Origin of the sequence: Streptomyces sp. NBC_01257 (assembly GCF_035917255.1) — a bacterium.
Classification (GTDB): domain Bacteria; phylum Actinomycetota; class Actinomycetes; order Streptomycetales; family Streptomycetaceae; genus Streptomyces.
Window position 1 is genome coordinate 7,663,374 of record NZ_CP108472.1, and the last position, 16,573, is coordinate 7,679,946.

The 16,573-nt window shown below is 70.2% G+C and carries 14 protein-coding genes and 1 pseudogene; 6 read left to right on the top strand and 9 right to left on the bottom strand.

What is annotated here, in order from left to right:
• Positions 1-251: 251 nt before the first annotated feature.
• On the top strand, positions 252-392 hold the full coding sequence (locus tag OG408_RS33485; RefSeq protein WP_266785039.1) for a hypothetical protein: 141 nt from the start codon (positions 252-254) through the stop codon (positions 390-392).
• Positions 393-596: 204 nt separating this feature from the next.
• Here the strand turns inward: OG408_RS33485 and OG408_RS33490 are convergent, their stop codons facing one another.
• The 3 genes from OG408_RS33490 to OG408_RS33500 all read right to left on the bottom strand — a co-directional run bounded on the left by OG408_RS33490 (position 597) and on the right by OG408_RS33500 (position 3,322).
• The gene (locus OG408_RS33490; RefSeq protein ID WP_326673541.1) at positions 597-1,292 is read right to left on the bottom strand and encodes an alpha/beta hydrolase; all 696 of its coding nucleotides are present in this window, start codon (positions 1,290-1,292) and stop codon (positions 597-599) included.
• Positions 1,293-1,382: 90 nt separating this feature from the next.
• Positions 1,383-2,969 carry a sodium/solute symporter gene (locus OG408_RS33495; protein WP_326673542.1) on the bottom strand — a complete coding sequence of 529 codons (1,587 nt, stop codon included), beginning with the start codon at positions 2,967-2,969 and terminating at the stop codon, positions 1,383-1,385.
• Positions 2,966-3,322 carry a hypothetical protein gene (locus OG408_RS33500; RefSeq protein WP_326673543.1) on the bottom strand — a complete coding sequence of 119 codons (357 nt, stop codon included), beginning with the start codon at positions 3,320-3,322 and terminating at the stop codon, positions 2,966-2,968. The genes OG408_RS33495 and OG408_RS33500 overlap by 4 nt, the downstream gene beginning before the upstream one ends.
• Before the next feature lie 401 nt (positions 3,323-3,723).
• Here OG408_RS33500 and OG408_RS33505 point away from each other — a divergent pair, with 401 nt between their 5' ends.
• From OG408_RS33505 to OG408_RS33520, 4 genes are all read left to right on the top strand, one after another.
• Positions 3,724-5,424: a class I adenylate-forming enzyme family protein gene (locus OG408_RS33505; protein WP_326673544.1), complete on the top strand. Its 1,701-nt coding sequence runs from the start codon at positions 3,724-3,726 to the stop codon at positions 5,422-5,424.
• A 553-nt stretch (positions 5,425-5,977) separates the two neighbouring features.
• Entirely contained in the window at positions 5,978-6,763 is a 786-nt protein-coding gene (locus tag OG408_RS33510; RefSeq protein WP_326673545.1) for an esterase/lipase family protein, read from the top strand.
• A 533-nt stretch (positions 6,764-7,296) separates the two neighbouring features.
• Complete coding sequence (locus OG408_RS33515) at positions 7,297-7,614, top strand: hypothetical protein (RefSeq protein ID WP_326673546.1); 318 nt, start codon at positions 7,297-7,299, stop codon at positions 7,612-7,614.
• Entirely contained in the window at positions 7,601-7,777 is a 177-nt protein-coding gene (locus OG408_RS33520; protein WP_326673547.1) for a hypothetical protein, read from the top strand. Before OG408_RS33515 ends, OG408_RS33520 begins: the two co-directional genes overlap by 14 nt.
• Positions 7,778-7,878: 101 nt before the next feature.
• On the opposite strand, the gene OG408_RS33525 is transcribed toward OG408_RS33520, so the two are convergent.
• The 5 genes and pseudogenes from OG408_RS33525 to OG408_RS33545 all read right to left on the bottom strand — a co-directional run bounded on the left by OG408_RS33525 (position 7,879) and on the right by OG408_RS33545 (position 12,978).
• Positions 7,879-9,141, bottom strand: a complete 1,263-nt coding sequence (locus OG408_RS33525) for an ABC transporter substrate-binding protein (RefSeq protein ID WP_266785051.1) — start codon at positions 9,139-9,141, stop codon at positions 7,879-7,881.
• On the bottom strand, positions 9,138-10,319 hold the full coding sequence (locus tag OG408_RS33530) for a branched-chain amino acid ABC transporter permease (protein WP_326674631.1): 1,182 nt from the start codon (positions 10,317-10,319) through the stop codon (positions 9,138-9,140). Before OG408_RS33530 ends, OG408_RS33525 begins: the two co-directional genes overlap by 4 nt.
• Positions 10,320-10,356: 37 nt before the next feature.
• A pseudogene (locus tag OG408_RS33535) lies at positions 10,357-11,246 on the bottom strand (branched-chain amino acid ABC transporter permease).
• On the bottom strand, positions 11,243-12,106 hold the full coding sequence (locus tag OG408_RS33540) for an ABC transporter ATP-binding protein (protein ID WP_405407100.1): 864 nt from the start codon (positions 12,104-12,106) through the stop codon (positions 11,243-11,245). The pseudogene OG408_RS33535 and the gene OG408_RS33540 overlap by 4 nt, the downstream one beginning before the upstream one ends.
• 8 nt (positions 12,107-12,114) lie before the next feature.
• A complete protein-coding gene (locus OG408_RS33545) occupies positions 12,115-12,978 on the bottom strand; it encodes an ABC transporter ATP-binding protein (protein ID WP_285565079.1) in 864 nt (287 codons plus the stop codon).
• 364 nt (positions 12,979-13,342) lie between these two features.
• Between OG408_RS33545 and OG408_RS33550 the strand changes: the two genes are divergently transcribed.
• A complete protein-coding gene (locus OG408_RS33550; RefSeq protein WP_326673548.1) occupies positions 13,343-15,247 on the top strand; it encodes an alkyl/aryl-sulfatase in 1,905 nt (634 codons plus the stop codon).
• 20 nt (positions 15,248-15,267) lie between these two features.
• On the opposite strand, the gene OG408_RS33555 is transcribed toward OG408_RS33550, so the two are convergent.
• Positions 15,268-16,491 (bottom strand): TetR/AcrR family transcriptional regulator, encoded by a 1,224-nt coding sequence (locus OG408_RS33555; protein WP_326673549.1) that lies wholly within the window; start codon positions 16,489-16,491, stop codon positions 15,268-15,270.
• Positions 16,492-16,573: the final 82 nt, after the last annotated feature.

Genomic DNA, 16,573 nt, shown 5'->3' on the forward strand with positions numbered 1-16,573 from the left:
GCCGGGTAGCGCCAGGGACTTCTCAGGGACTTTCTGCGCCGCGCTCTTGATCGAGCCACGAGTCCATGGCTGCGACCCCCTCGTCGCCCTGCTCCGGGCATGAAGTGTGCGTAGGTGTCGAGTGTGATCTTGGCGGATGAACGGCCCAACCACTGAGCCACGCTCACGATGGATTCGCCGGCCTCCAACCCGCCCTTTGGCAGGCAGAAATAGGGTCGCCCCTTGACATCCCACCGGAGTTGCCGCCGTACGTGCACAGTCTCACCGACGAAGTCGAAATCGGCCTCAGCGAGGCCGAACGCCTCACCCTGGCGGAGGCCGAGTCCAAGCCCGAGGTCCACGGCGAACCCTTCGCGATCGGGCAGCTGGGCCCGAACGGCGCTCACGGTTGAGCGTCGCCAGGCCTAGGCCTTCCTCTGCGTCCAGAATGTGCAGGCCGAAGGGGAACTCCGAGAACACCGCGTCGAGCACGGCCTTGTCGAGCCCTGGGACCGCCGCGTGGCCCGCATCCTGAGAGCGGTCCATGGCACCCTCTCCCGCTTTTGTCCGACCGTCCGTGGCCGACCCTTCGATTACAGCACCGCGTGCGCGATCCGCTAGCCGGCGAGTTCGGCGACCGCCGTGGTGATCAGTCCGGTGACCTCGGTAGGTCGGGACGCCAGTGACGCGTGGCTGGCATCGAGTTCGATGGTCTTGCGGGGGTTCATGCGCTGCGCCATGCGGCGCTCGTTGTCGGGGTGGATCATGCGGTCCTGGGTGGAGACCTGGTACCACGACGGCTTTACCCGCCAGGCAGGCGCCGTCACGGTGCCCCCGAACGTGGAGGCCAGCGGAGCCTTCTGGGTGACGGCCATGACCTCGGCCTCGTCCTGGGTAAGGTCCTGGGCGAAGCTGTCGTGGAACGCGTGGTGCTTGATCCACAGATAGCCGTCGGAGTCGGGCGCGATGTTCTCGAACGCGGCGGGCGGCATCTCCTGACTGAGCTGACCGGGGCTCTCTCCGGCGTCGGGAGCGAAGGCGGCGACGTAGACCAGACCGAGGACGTTCGGCAGATCACCGGCTTCGGTGATGACCGCGCCGCCGTACGAGTGTCCGACGAGGAGCACGGGGCCGTCGATCTGCTTGATCATCTTGCGGGTGCGTTCGGCGTCGTCCGCGAGCGAGGTCAGCGGGTTCTCGACGGCGTGAAGCCTGTCGAAGCCCCGGTAGTGCAGTTCGAGGATGACCTTCGACCAGTGGGCGGCCCCGCCCCAGAAGCCGTGGACCAGGACGATGGTGGGCTTCTCCGCCATGGAGGCGTCCTTACCTGTCAGTGTGGGTGATTGCTCCCAAAATATCCAGAGAGTGGTCGCCCTTGCTCTTTGTGTAGCCCGTCTGCCATGTCATCGTGCCGGGTCGTCGCGAACGATCGCGGTCGCCAGGTTCTCGTACTGGGCGGTCGCGTCGGACCTGCGGTCCAGGGTGCTGCCGAGCCAGCCCAGCGCGAAGCCGGCGGGAACGGTGACGAGACCCGGATTGACCAGGGCGATGCACTGGAAGTCCATGTCGGGGAAGGCGGCCGAGGGCGAGCCGGAGAGGAGGGGGGAGACGGCCAGCAGCGCGATGGTCAGCAGGCCGGCTCCGTAGACGGACCACAGGAGGCCCTGCCGTGTGAAGCCGCGCCACAGGAAGGTGTAGGTGAGGACGGGGGCGAGGGTGGAGGCGGCGAGCGTCATGGCCAGGGTCGAGAGCACGAGCAGGTTCCAGCCGGCGGCGGGCACGGACAGGCCGACGGTGACGGCGCCCACCACGGCCGCCGCCCAACGGGCGTGGCGGTCCTGTCGGGGGACGCTCTCGGTGCCCGGCCGTGGGCGGCGCGGCAGCAGGTCGCGGGCCACGGAGCCCGCAGCGGCGAGCGTGACGTCGGCGACGGTGGTCAGGGCGGTGAGGAAGACCGCGCTGAAGACGGCCGAGACGAGGATGCCGCCGGGACTGAGCACCTGGGTCACCAGCAGCAGGGAGATGCTGCCTGTGGGGTCGGCCTCGCTGAGCGCCGGGCCGCCGAGGATCGCGGCCGCGCCCAGGCCGATGACGAGGAGCAGGGCTGAGATCGCGATCAGCTGCCCGACGGCCCAGCGCATGGCCGTGCGCATCGCTCGGCCGCCCGGCGCGCCGAGGACCCGCATCGTGACGTGCGGCAGGCAGCACACCGCCAGCGCCACGGTGATGAGCTGACCGAGGCGGTTCGCGGCCGCCATCGGTCCGCTGCCGTACTGGACACCCGGCCCCAGGTAGGCGTCCCCCAGACCACTTTCCGCAGTCGCCGCGCCCAGCAGCCGGTCGGGATTCCAGGCGAAGCGTTCGAGTACGAGGAAGGCCGCACCCGCCGTCACCAAGAGCAGGACCACCACCTTGACGAGCTGCACATGGCCGGTTCCGCGTACACCGCCGCTCACGGCGAGGGAGACGACGAGACAGCCGATTACCAGGATGCATGCCGTTTTCGCTCCGCTGCTGGTCAGTCCCAGGACGAAGGCCGACAGGGAGCCGATGGCGGTCAGTTGCAGCACCACGTAGGGGAGGCAGACGCACAACGTCGCCAGCCCCAGGGCCAGGCGGACCGACCGTTCGGGAAAGCGGTGGGCGATGGCGTCGCCCACCGTGTACCCGCCGGCCCTGCGCAGAGGCTCCGCGAACAGCAGCGCCAGCAACACGAGGCCCATGACGACCCCGAGGGAGAGCATCATCCCGTCGTAGCCGGTCAGTGCGACGAGCCCGATGAGTGCCATCAGGGTCACGGCGGACAGAGTGGCGCCGCTGATGACGAGGCCGCTGCGCCAGGCCGGCTCCTCGCGTGACCGCGAAGGGAACATCGCGGAGTCGTCGTCCCCGGCCCCGCTGGCGACCCACAGGCAGCCGCACAGGCTGAGAAACACCGTGAACACGGTGAAGAACGACTCCGGTGCGTCGAAGGACGCCGCCGCTGTCACGACAGCCCCTGGGTGCGCCGGGTGACGTCCAGGCGGTCCGATTCGCGGCGGTGGCCCGTCAGCGCCCAGGCGACCAGCAGTACCTGGGGACACAGCAGGACCAGTGCGAGGGAGAGGTGCCCCGCCACGGGTTCGGCCAGGGTCTCCGGCGCGGCGGAGGCGACCACGGTCAGCAGGGCGTAGCCACCGACGGCGCGGCCCGCCCACCGGCCGCCGGTCCGCGTGATAGCCGCGAGCAGGCCGCCGGCGTCGAAGTCGGTGGTGACGGCGTTCCCGGCGAGGGTGGTGGCGGGCCGGGGTGGCGACGGGGGCGTGAACAGCGGAGCGGGTCGTGGCTGGCCGGGGCGCGTCAACGTGGCTCCAAGGGTTGGGAAGAGGACCGTGCGCGGGCGCATCTCGCACGTCGGCCGACGCAGCATGTGGGGCGCGAGGGTGCCGCGTCCATCGAGAAGGCGGGCGGGGCATGCGGATCGCGCGCATTGTGTGTCTGGTCCCACCGGGAGTCGGTCAGTTTGTGGGCAGACACATCGTTGCCGGAGCTGACCGGGAGGAACACCGGCCCCGCATGAGGTTCCGGCTCACCGATGCGAGCAGGACCTAGACACGATGGTTATCGGAGATTAACTTGACCGCCACTTGGTGAAGTCGTTGCCGTTTCTGTCCCACTCCCTTCGGCTGTGTCCCGTGCGATCGCGTGCGATCTCTCCGGGATCCACTGCCATCTCTTCAGGTATCAGGACTACAGGAGTTCCCCATGAGTAGAGCGTGGCTGAAGAGCATGCCTCCGTCCCTGGCCTATCCGAACGCCGGAATAGACCGGCTCCTCGCGGGCGCCGCCCGGTCCTTCTCCGATCGGATCGCCGTCCGCGACGGCGAGGAGACGCTGACCTTCGCGGAGCTGTACGACCATGCGCTGCGCGTGGCCAACGGCCTGCGTGAGCGAGGCATCGCCCCAGGCGATGTCGTCGCCATGCATATGCCCAACTCGCTCTGGTACGTCGTGGCGTACTACGGCGCGATCTGCGCCGGCGCGACCGTCGCCCCCGTCAACCCCGCCCAGCCGACACGCGCGCTCACCGAGCAGCTCCAGGACGTCGGGGCCAGGGCGGTCGTGACCCATCCGGCCTGCGCCGCCGCGCTCGCCGACGCAGACGCCCCGGGCGTACGGCTCACCGTGCACGTGCCCGGGACCGCCGCCGCTCCCGCGCCGGCCTCCCCGTCGGCTGCCCACCAGGGAGCCGTCGCCCTCGCCCAGCTGCTTGCCGCCGCACCCCTGGCCGAGGTCGTGACGGACCCGGAGGAGGTGGCCCACTTCCAGCTGACCGGTGGCACCACGGGACGCTCCAAGGCGGTGCGTGTGCTGCACCGCAACGCCGTGGCCGCCGTGCTCCAGGCGGCGTGCCTCCGCTCCGCGACCCTGCCGGAGCGGGACGAGCAGGGCGGTGTGTTCCTCCGGCCCGTACCCGACGCCCTCAACGCGTACGCGCTGCCGGTGGGCGAGGGCGCCACCATCGCAGTCGCCCCGCTCTTCCACGGCATGGGCCTGATCACCCAGAGCGTCAACATCGTCCTGGGGCAGACCACCGTCATGGTGGCCGGTTTCCACCCGGACACCTTCCTCGCCGACGTCGAGCGCCACGGCGTGACCGCGATCACCGGGTCCCCCGCCATGTACTACGCCCTGCTGGCGAGCCCGGCCCTCGAGAAGTACGACTACTCCAGGGTGCTGATGGCCGTCTCCGGCGCGGCGCCGATCGATACGAAGGCGCTGGGCCGCCTCGCCGCGGTCTTCCCCAACGCCCTGGTCTGTGAGGGGTACGGCCTCACCGAGGCGAGCATGGGGCTCGCCGGGGCCCCACCGAACCCGACCGTCGCCACTCCGGTGGGCAGCGTCGGCATCGCGGTGTTCGACACCCGACTGGAGATCCGCTCGCCGGACACGAACTCCGTCCTTGCGGTGGGGGAGACGGGCGAGGTGTGGGCGAGTGGCCCGCAGGTCGCCGACGGGTATCACGGACAGCCCGAGCTGACGGCGGAGCAGTTCGCCGACGGCTGGCTGCGCACCGGCGACATGGGGCGCCTCGACGAACACGGCCATCTGTTCCTCGTCGGACGGGCGAAGGACATGATCATCTACAAGGGTTACAACGTCTATCCACAGCCTCTGGAGGAGATCCTCTGCAGCCATCCGGCAGTTGCCCAGGCTGCGGTCGTGGGTGCCCCGAGTGCGAGCGCGGGCGAGATCCCGGCCGCCTTCGTCGTACTCCGTCCCGGCGTTGAGCCGGGAGGGGACGTCTGTGACGAGCTGATGGGGTACGTGGCGGAACGCGTCGCGCCGTACCAGAAGGTCCGTGACCTGCGAGTGGTCGGCTCACTGCCGCTCACGCCCACCGGCAAGATCCTCAAGACCGCACTGCGCGACCAGCTCACCGAGGATGCCGCCATCGTCGGCTGAACGAGGGAAGGGGCGCCTGCGGCTCCGGGGAGGCAGGGGGCCGCAGGCGCATTCGACCTTCGGGTTCATGCGCGTAGACGTCATCGTCGGTCCGGGGCTGCCGACCGGGGTGGAGGGGCGCTGTTGTGTCCCGGGGCGTGACGCGGAGCCTTCTTTTGTGACCGCCCACACGGATCGAGCCGGAACCCATCAGGCCGTGTGCGAAGGGTTGTCCGGCCCGGTCGGTGCCTGGAAGGTGATCCTCCGATTCACTCGTCGTTCCTCCCCATGCCCCGGCCGTACGCCCCTCAGGCATGGCCACGGCAGTTGCCCGTGCACGGCATCCACTTACAGGAGTCACGTTGAACAGACCGTGGAAGACCCCTCGGCGCCGTCGGCCGAGTTCCTTCGCCGCAGCCCTGGTGGGCGTTTTCGTCGCCGCCCTACTCGGACCTGCCTCGTCGGCCACGGCGGCCGCCGAACCCACCCTGGGCACCCCAGCCGCCACGCTCGACGCACGCTCGACGCGGCGCTGCACTGCCCCGGTTCCTTCGCCCATCCCGACCATGAGCCGGTGCTGCTGGTCCACGGCACCAGCTCCACCGGCGACGAGAGCTGGGGCTGGGGCTACGCCCCCGCGCTGCGTGACGCGGGCTACGACGTCTGCACGGTCGACCTGACCAACAGGTCGATGGGCGACATCCAGGAGTCCGCCGAGTACGTCGTGCGCGCCGTTGGCAGGATCAACTCCCTGACCGGCCGCAAGGTCGACGTCATCGGCCACAGTCAGGGCAACATGCAGATCCGCTGGGCGCTCAAGTGGTGGCCGAGCCTGCAGACCAAGGTCGACGACGCGGTCTTCCTGGCCAACCCCGGCCACGGCATCGGCGCCGGCAATCTCTTCTGCACGGCCCCGTGTGCGCCGGCGCTTCACCAGTTCAGCGTCGGCTCGAACTTCCTCGCGGCCCTCAACGAGGGCGACGAGACGCCGGGCGCCGTCTCGTACACCAACCTCTACAGCCTCACCGATGAGGCCATCGTGCCCGTCACGACCGCGCCCGTGAGCGGCGCCGCGAACGTCTCGATGCAGAGCGTCTGCCCCGGACGTACCGTCACCCACTTCGGCTTCCTGTACGACTCCGTCGCCTACGGTCTGGTCGTCGATGCCCTTTCGCACTCCGGAACGGTCGACCCCGGCCGACTGCCGTTCGGCAGGTGCCTGGACGTCAACCTCCCCGGTGTCACCCCCTCCGAGGCGACCGCAGCGACGGGGGTCGCCGCCGCGAACATGAGTGCGGAGCTTTTGAACGCCGCGAAGGCCTGGGCCGAGCCCTCCCTGCGCGCCTACGCTCTGTCCTGAACCCGCCCGTCCGACAACGGGCCCGTGCCGCCGAGCGGCACGGGCCCGCTCGCGTGTGTGCTGTGCCGTTCCGGACGGACCCGTATGTAGGCGCCCACACGCCCGGCGTGTGTCCGGGCCGGCCTCGTCCGAGGAGAACGCGAGTCGTTCTTCTTCGTGCGCCTGGCGGGCGGATGGCGGATCTCCCGCTACATGGTCAACACGTCCGCCCCGCCGTCCGCCCCGACGAGACGAGGAGAGCAGGCGTGAACGAGACGATGCGGGCCGTGGTCCTGAGTGGGCCGGCCGGGTGGAGAACCTGGTGGTGACCGACCGGCCGGTGCTGGCGACCCGGCCTGGGTGGGTACGGCTCGCGGTCAGGGCGTTCGGCCTGAACCGCCCGAACTGCACACCCGCCTCGGCTTGGCCGAGGGTGTCACCTTCCCCCGCACGTACCAGGCATCGAGGCCGTCGGCGTCGCCGACGGCCTCGACCTCGCGGACGCGGGCAGCGGCCTCGCGCTCGGGCAGCAGGTCGCGACGATGATGGGCGGCATGGGCCACACGCACGACGGCGGCTACGCCCAGTACTGCCTCGTCCCGGTGGCCAAATCGTTCCGTTCACGTCCGGACTGCCCTGGGGGGATCGGTGCTGTCCCCGAGACCTTGCAGACCGTGTACGAGTCGCTGACCCCGGGGCTGGACCTGACGGCCAACCAGAGTCTCCTCGTCCGCGGGGGTACCTCCTCGGTCGGACTGGCCGCTTCGGCGCTGGCCAAGGACCTCGGCGCGACGGTCCTGTCGACCACCCGGAACCCGGACCGCGCCGGCGCGCTCAAGGAACAGGGTGGCGGACCACGTGCTGATCGATGACGGGAGCATCGCGGGCGCCGTGCGCGAACTCCTGCCCGGAGGCGTCGGCGCGGCGCTCGAACTCGTGCAAAGCACACCGCGCCTCGTGCACGCGGGTGGCGGCAAGCGTGTCGGGGTGCCGAAATGGAGCTGGGACTCGCTGTCGGGAAGTTCGTCGTTCTGACCGGTGTGTGAGTGCCCGCATGGAGCACCCCCAACATGCGCACGACCGCACGGGAGCGCCTTCGGCGTCCCGTGCGGTCGTGTCACCGTGCCCGCGAGGGGTCAGTTTCCGTGCGCCGCGAGGTACTCGGCGAGGGCCGGGTCCTCGGCGGCGCCCTGGATCTGCTTCAAGCCGCCCGGAAGGCCCGCTGCGGGCTGAACGATATACGTCTTCGTGCTGGAAGCCTTGGCCGGATCCGAGAAGTCCTGCGGCTCGTGGAAGCCATCGGAGTACGCGGTGAGGCCGCGAAGAGCCTTGCTGATGCCGTCGCGGCTGAGGTCCTTCGCCTCGCAGGCGGCCTTGAGCGTGCCGACGAGGAGGGCGCCCGCGCCATTGCCGGCCTGTGCCGCCTGGTTCACCGGGTCCTTGGGGTACGCCTTGGTGTAGTCGTCGACGAGCTTCTTCACCGACGGCTCGTCCACGCTCAGGGCCGGCCAGGGACTGGCCACGTACAGCATCTTCTCCAGCGCCTGCTTCGCCGGTGTGGCCAGGAGCTGCGGTACGTAGGCCGGGGCACTGGCGAGGACCGGCACCTTCAGGCCGGTGGCGGCGGCGACGCCGACGAGCGACGCGGTCTGGGCGGGGACGCCGCTGAACACGATGGCCTTGACGCCCGCGGCACGCAGGGCGGTCACCTGCGCGGTCAGGTCCTTGTCGGTGGGCTTCACGGTCTGCGCGACGAGCGTGAGTCCGGCCTTCTTCGCGGCGAACCTGGCGCCCTCGGCCGCGTTGCCGCCGTATTCGCCCTCAATGTAGACGTGACCGACCTTGTCGCCCTTCTTCAGCTTCGCGGCCTTCACCAGGAAGCCGACACCGTTGACCATGTCGATGTCGTACGTGCTGGCCATGAGTCGCAGATGGGGCTTGCCCAGGACGGTGCCGGAGGCGCCGATCTGGATCGACTGGAGCTTGTCCTTCTCGATGCCGTCCAGCAATGCGGCGGTCTGGCCCGAGCCGCTCAGCTGGCCGAGCGCCGCGATCTGCGGCTCGATCTCGGCGTAGGCGGAGACAGCCTTCTGCACGTCGTACCCATGGTCGCGCACCACCAGCTCGACCGTGCGCCCGCAGACGCCGCCCGCGGCGTTCACCTGCTTCAGGTAGAGCTGCTCGGCCTGCAGAGCGCTCTTGCCGAGCGGCGCGACCGGACCGCTCAGGTCGGTGAGGACCCCGACGCTGATCTTGTCCTTGGTGATGCCGGGGCCGGTCTTGATGCCCGCCTTGTCGGTGGAGCCGGCGGACTCGCCGCCCTTGGTGCTGCATCCGGCCAGGACGACCGCCAGCGAGGTGGCCGCCGCGGCGGCTGCGAGGGACTTTCTGCGGTTCACGGTGTGTGCTCCTTGAGGGTGTCGCCGCCGGTGGTGGCACCGGCGGAAGGCAGGGGAAGGGAAGAGGCCAGGGACGACGAGGAGGCGGGGCGACGCGGCCACGGCAGCCGCCGGAGACGGCCGGCGGCCCGCGTGCCGCTGAGGCCGACGAGTCCCCCCGGGGCGAAGACCAGGGTCAGGACCAGTGCGGCGCCGTAGACGAAGCGCGCGGCGTCGGCCGAGCCGAGCCCCGGCGCGGTGGAACCGGCGGAGACCACCAGCGGAAGGGCGCCCGAGTAGTGGGCGAGCAGTTGCGGCAGCACGCTGACGAAGACCGCGCCGACCGCCGCGCCCGCGACGGAGCCGAGACCACCGATCACGATCATGGCCAGCATGTCCATGGACAGCACCAGGCTGAAGTAGTCGGGAACGACCCGCTGGGTGGCCAGAGCGAGGAGCGCTCCGGCGGCACCCGCGTACATCGAGGAGACGGTGAAGGCGGAGGCCCGGAACCGGGCGGCCGGAACCCCCATTACGGAGGCGGCCACCTCGCTGTCGCGCAGCGCGCCCAGCGCCCGGCCGGGGCGGCCCCGCAGGAGGTTCCTGGCCGCCACCGCGGCCAGCGCGACAAGCACCAGGCCGAAGAACCAAAGCCGTTCAAGTCCCCCGAAGGGCACACCGAGCACCGCCAGGCCGTCGTCGGCGTCGCCCAGGCTCAGCCCGAGGATCGCCATGTCGGGGACCGTGCGGCCGTTGAAACCGCCGGTGTACGACTCGGCGTTGAGCATCGCGTGGTGGCCGAAGAAGACCAGGGCCAAGGTGGCGACCCCGAGGTACATGCCGCGCAGCCGGCCCGACAGAGGGCTGAAGGCCGCGCCCGCGGCACCGGCGAGCCCCACCGCCGCGACGAAGGCGAGCAAGGGGGGAAGGCCGATGCCCGAGAGCTCCGTCGTCCCGGACCTGTGGGAGTCGTCGGCGAGCCACGTGTAGCCGTAGGCCCCCACCGCCAGGAAGAACGCATGGCCGAGGGAGAGCTGCCCGGCCGTTCCCACGAGAAGGTTCAAGCCGATCGCGGCGATCACCGCGACCATCGCGAAGAGCCCGGTCTGGAGCCAGAACGAGGAGAGGTAGAGGGGCGGTGCCAGGAGCAGCAGACAGCCGGCCAGGGCGGCGATCCGCCGGGGGCCGACGGCACACAGTCGCCGCGCGGCAGACGTGCGGGCCCTTGAGGAGAGGTCAGACACGGGTGGACTCCTTGGCTCCGAGCAGACCCTGCGGCCGGACGACCAGGACCAGCACCATCACGGCGTACGGCACCACCTCGGCGAGTCCGGAGCCGAGCCCGCTCAACTGCTGTTGGTATCCGGTCGCCAGCGCCTCCGCCATGCCGACGAGCAGGCTGCCCAGGAGCGCACCGCCGACCGACCCGAGTCCGCCCAGCACAGCTGCGGGGAAGGCGGCGAGGGCGATCTGACCCGTGGTCCGGTCGATGCCCGTGCTGGGGAACGCCGCCAGGAACACCGCGGCCACCGCGGCCAGCGCACCTGCGAGAAGCCAGGCACTATCCGCAGCCGGTCGCCCCGTACGCCCATCAGCGCGGCGGCCTCGGCGTCGGAGGAGTACGCCCGCATCGACAGGCCCCACCCCGTCCAGCGGAAGGCCGTGAGGAACGCGCCGACCAGAAGTACCGCGGCGAGCAGCGAGTACACGCGTGCCTGGGCGACGGTGATGCCGCCGACCGTGAGCACGTCGGCCCCCCAGGGGTCGCCGGTGCCGAGGACGTCGCCGCCGATCCGGCGGGCGAGCTCCGTGAGCAGCAGGATGTCGATTCCGATCGTGAGAATGGTCGGCACGGCCGGGCCGTTGGCCTTCGCGACCCGGCGCAGGACGAGCGCTTCGAGTGCCGCCGCGACCGCTGTTCCGAGCGCGGCTACGGCGAGGGCGCCGGCGAAGCCGAGCGGCTCGTGCAGGACCGCGACCAGGTAGCCCCCGAGGAGCAGCAGGGAGCCGTGGGCGAAGTTCACCGCGCCGGATGCCTTGAATACCAGGCAGAATCCAAGGGCCACGAGGGCGTAGACGGAGCCGAGAGCCATGCCGTTGAAGAGCGTCTGGACGAGCGTGTTCATGAAGCCTGCTCCGAGTCAGGGGCGTCGGGGGCCGCGGTGCCGGCCGGGGTGGCGCTGCCGCCCAGGTATGCCTGGATCACCGCCGGGTCACGCTGGACCGTCTCCGGCGAACCGCCGCCGATCCGGCGTCCGAAGTCCAGGACGGTCACCTCGTCCGCCATCCGCATCACCATCCCCATGTCGTGCTCGACGATCAGGACGGAGATGCCGAGGGAATCCCTGATGTGGGCGATCGTGCGGGCCATCCCGAGGCGTTCGGCGGTGTTCATACCGGCCACCGGCTCGTCGAGGAGCAGCAGCCGGGGCTCCATACAGAGCGCCCGCGCGAGCTCGACGCGTTTGCGGTCGCCGTAGGACAGCAGGGCGACCGGAGCGTCGAAGAGCGCTCCGAGCCCCGTGAACTCGGCGATCTCGCCCGCGCGTTCGAGGTGCAGGCGCTGCTCCCGGACCATGCTCGGCAGGCGCAGCGCTGTGGCGGTGAAACCGGCGCGGGTCAGGGTCTGGCGGCCCAGCATCAGATTGTCCGCGACCGTTCCCCGGGTGAGGACGATGTTCTGGAAGGTCCGGGCGACACCGAGGGCGGCGATCCGATGCGGGGGGAGGGAGGTCAGCTCCGTCCCGCCGAAGCGCACGCTGCCGCTTGCCGCGCGGTAGACGCCCGAGAGGACGTTGAAGCAGGAGGACTTGCCGGCCCCGTTGGGGCCGATCAATGCGTGGACGCTGCCCGGTGCGACGGTGAACCCGACGCCGTCCAGGGCGGTGAGGCCCGCGAAGCGTACGGTCACGTCCTCGACGGTCAGCGCCGGAACCTTCTCGGACCAGGACGAGGTTGCGGGAGAGGCGGTGGGGCGCCGCAGCAGGTCGCGGATCAACGGGACCACCTGCGCAGCGAGGCGACGGGAGCCGCCTCCGCATCGTCGAGGGTCGGTTCGCCGCCGCTCTCGGGCCGCTCGCCGAGATAGAGACGCCGGACCTCGTCGGAGCGGGAGAGTTCCTCGGCGGGGCCCTGGAGCCGGATCCGGCCGACGTCGAGCACATAGGCGTGGTCGGCGAGTTGCAGGGCGAGGGCCGCGTTCTGCTCGACCAGGAGGATGCCGGTGCCCAGTGCGTTGATGTGCCGGATCACCTCAGCGATCCTGGCCACGACGAGCGGCGCGAGACCGAGGGAGGGCTCGTCCAGGAGCAGGATCCGTGGCCGGGCCATCAGGGCCCGGCCGATGGCGAGCATCTGCTGTTCACCACCGGAGAGCAGGCCTGCGGCCTGCTCCCTCCGTTCGGCGAGGACAGGGAAGAGGTCGTAGACCTCGGCAGTCGCCCGCCGGGCGTCCTCGCGACCTCGGCCGGGGACACCGAGGCGTCCCGCCCTGAGGTTGTCGGCGACGGACAGTCCGGCGAACACATGACGGCCCTCAGGTACCTGCACCACACCTGCGGCCACGACATCGGCGGCCGGACGGCCGGTCAGCCGCACCCCGCCGAAGGAGACAAGGCCGTCGCTCACGGTTCCGGAGTGCAGCGGCAGGGTGCCCGAGACGGCGCGCAGCAGCGTGGTCTTTCCGGCCCCGTTGGAGCCGAGCATCGTGACGACGCCCCCGGCCGGGACGTGCAGCGACACGTCGTGCAGCGCCGTCAGTGACCGTCCGTACGTCACGGAGAGGCCCTGAACTTCGAGCGCGTCGGACGTCGCGGTCGGAGGGGGCGAAGGGAGACGGGGCGGGGAGGACGAGCTCATGAGGCCCGCTTTCTTGTACGGGACGGAGATGAGGGAGACCGGCCGCGAACAGTTGATCGTCGCGCGGGGCCGCGGTGGCGGGCCCTTGTGGCGGCGGGCGATCAGAGCGAGTCACCCCGCGTCGCACAGGCCGGAGGCCCGCAGCATGCGGTGCCGGCGAGCGCGCCGTCCAGAGAGCGAGGGCGCCCCTCCGGCCTGCGCGGCCGATCGTGTGCCGGGTCCCTCGCAACGACGGCGCCGATGGGAGGCGGCACAGCGGCGACGCGGGCATCGAGGTGTGCGGTGGCGACGGAGCGAGTGGCGCATTACCGTCCAAATTGTTGCTTATATAACCTTTTCCCTTTATGGGGGAGTGGAGACTGTGATGGCCGGTTCACAGCAGGCGTCTTCCTTCACCGCCGAGATCAACAAGGCGGCGTCGGTGTCCTACGCGATGGAGGACCGCGCCGACTTCGCCGACGTGGATCGCGGGTATGTCGCCGGCTTTCCGGAGAAGCTGTACAGCGACGAAGGCGACCTGCTGCGGGACGGGCGGATGCTCGACTATGTCGCCGACGACGCACCTGCCCCGGACTCGGTGAACCCGAGCCTGTGGCGACAGTCCCAGCTGATCAAGCGGGAAGGCCTGTACAAGGTCGTCGAGGGCCTCTACCAGGTACGGCTGAGCGCGAACATCACGATCGTCGACGCACCGGACGGTCTCGTCGTGATCGACTTCGGCACCGATGTCGGACTGGCGAAGGCCGGTCTGGAGCTGTTCCGGCGTGAGACCGGGAACGACAAGCCGGTGGTGGCCGCGATCTACACCCACACACACTTCGACCACTACGGCGGCATCAAGGGGATCGTCGACGAGGCCGATGTCGCCTCCGGCAAGATCCCGATCATTGCACCGGGCACGGTCGAGTCGTTCAACAAGCACGCGATCGGCGAGAACGTCATCACCGGCAACGCGATGTCCCGGCGGATGGCGTACACCTTCGGGCTACTGCTGCCGCACTGCGACTGCGGGGTGGTGACCGGCGGCATCGGGTCCGAGGACGACGGCTTCCGCACGAAGTTCAGCTACATCCCGCCCACCGACCCCGTCACCCGCACCGGCGAGACACGGACGCTCGGCGGCTGGACGTTCGAGTTCCTCTACGCCCCGGACACCGAGGCCCCGGAGGAGATGCACATCTGGATCCCCGCGATCAAGGCGCTCACCTGCGCGGAGAACGCCAACCACACCATGCACAACATCCAGACCATCCGGGGCGCCCGTACCCGCGACGCGCGGAACTTCGCCCGCTACCTGGACGAGACCCTGGTCCGTTGGGGCGCGGAAGCCGAGGTCCACTACGGGCCGCACACCTGGCCGGTGTGGGGCAACGAGAACGTCGTCGCGTTCCTGGAGTCCCAGCGCGACATGTACAAGTACATCCACGACCAGGCGCTGCGGCTGGCCAACCAGGGCCTGACGCCGCTGGAGGCCGCCGAGATCGTCGAACTGCCCGATGCGGTGGGCAAGAAGTGGTTCAACCGCTACTACCACGGCGGCCTGCACCACAACGTCCGAGCCGTCTTCCACAAGGAACTGGGCTTCTGGGACGGTGATCCGGCCACCATCATGCCGTTGCTGCCCCAGGACCACGCCAGGCGCCACGTCGACCTCATCGGCCGCGACCGGATCATCCAGGAGGGCCGTGACGCGATCGAAGGCGGCGACTACCGGTGGGCCGTCCAGGTCCTGCACCACCTCGTCTTCGCCGACCCCGACGACACCGAAGCGAAGGGCCTCCAGGCCGACGCCTACGAGCAGCTCGGCTACCAGGCCGAAGTCCCGCAGTACCGGGCCATCTTCCTCACCGCCGCGCAGGAGCTCCGCGAGGGCGTGCGAACAGAGGGCGGCATCCACACCGACAGCATCGACACCATCCTGGCCATGCCCGTCGATCTGCTCTTCGACTTCGTGGGCGTTCATGTCGACGGCACCAAGGCCGCCGACGTCGACATCCGCATCGACTTCACCTTCGCCGACTCCGGTGGGGACTGGACCATGTGGGTACGCAACGGCGTGCTGAACGCTCGCCCCGGCCACTCCGGCGAAGCACAGCTGACGGTGAAGGGACCCAAGGCCGCGCTCGCCGGGCTCCTCCTGGCCCCCGGCCGTGCCGCCGAAGCCGTCGAGCAGCACGCACTGACCACGGACGGCGACATGGCGGCGCTCACCGCGCTCGGGGCCGTGGTCGAGACGTTCGACCCCCACTTCCCCCTCGCGACCCCGTAACCGGGACCTGAGGAGCGCCTTTACGCCGGGTCGGTCACGCGTTCCGCCAGAAGGACCGCGGTGCCGATCTCGGTGAGGCGTTCAGCGAGGTCCGGACGGTCACCGGAAGCGCCCGTGCGGGCCGCGTTGTCGATGACGGTGAGGACGGCGAGGACGGTGATCCTCGCCTCGGCCGGGTCGAGGCCGGGGCGCACCTCGTCCAGGAGCCGCACCCAGAGCCCGAGGTACTCGCGCTGGGTCTGGCGTGCGGCCTTGCGTTCCTTCTCCGGCAACTGGTCGAGCTCGCCGATCAACAGACCGATCAGGTGGCTCTGCCCGACGGCGAAGTCGACGTATGAGCGCAGCAGCCGCTCCAGCGTCTCGCTCGGGGTGCCCGGCCCGGACAGTGCCCGTGCCGTACCGGCGCGACGCTGCTCGCCGCCCCGCACCACGGCAGCCACCAGCAGGTCGGTCTTGGTGGGGAAGTGCTTGTAGATGCTGGGGCCCGTCGCGCCGGCGGCCTGGCCGATGTCGTCGGTGCTCACGGACTGGAAGCCCCGCTCGTCGAAGAGCCGGATCGCCTCGACGAGAATCTCCTCGCGCCGGGACATCGCGAGGCCGGCATAACCGCCCGGGGGTGTCGCGGTCCCGGGCGCCGGGCTGGTTCCGAGCGGGCAGTGCGCTGCGGCGTACGCGAGCCGGTACAGGAGTTCCTCGAAGCGGCGTCGGGGCAGCGACGTGCGGTGCCAGGAAACGGAGCCGTACACCGCCAGGACGGCCCAGGCCAGCAACTGCTGGTCGGCGTGGCTGAGTTCAGGTCGCGCGGTATGGATGAGGCTGCCGATCTCCTCGGCGACACCGTTCAGTACCTGACGCTGCTCCTTGCGGCGTTCCTCCGGCAGGTGGCGTGCTTCGCGCTGCCACAGCACGGCCGACCCGCGGCGGTCCTGCGTCTCGGCAGCCGACGCACGGAGATAGGTGTCCAGATCGGGCGCGGCCGCAACGGAAGCGGCGACAGTGGCGACGGTGGACTCCACGACGTGGAGCAGCAGGTCCGGCTTGCCGCGGAAATGCCGGTAGAGTGCCGGCGCCGTGATCCCGACCTCGGTCGCCACGTCGGCCAGCGAGACGTTGTGATAGCCGCGGGTGCGGAACAGCTCGGCCGCGGCGGAGACGATCCGGGCCTTGCGGTCGGGAGGCCTGCGTGCGGTCCTCCGCCTCGTCCCTTCGGTCTGCATCGCCGCTGGTCCCTCGCTGTCGGTCATCTGGGAAAAGTACAACATCCAAGCGGTCAGGTGATCACTGACTCACTCCGATGCCTCGGTCGCAGGCTCCACGGGAGAGTGG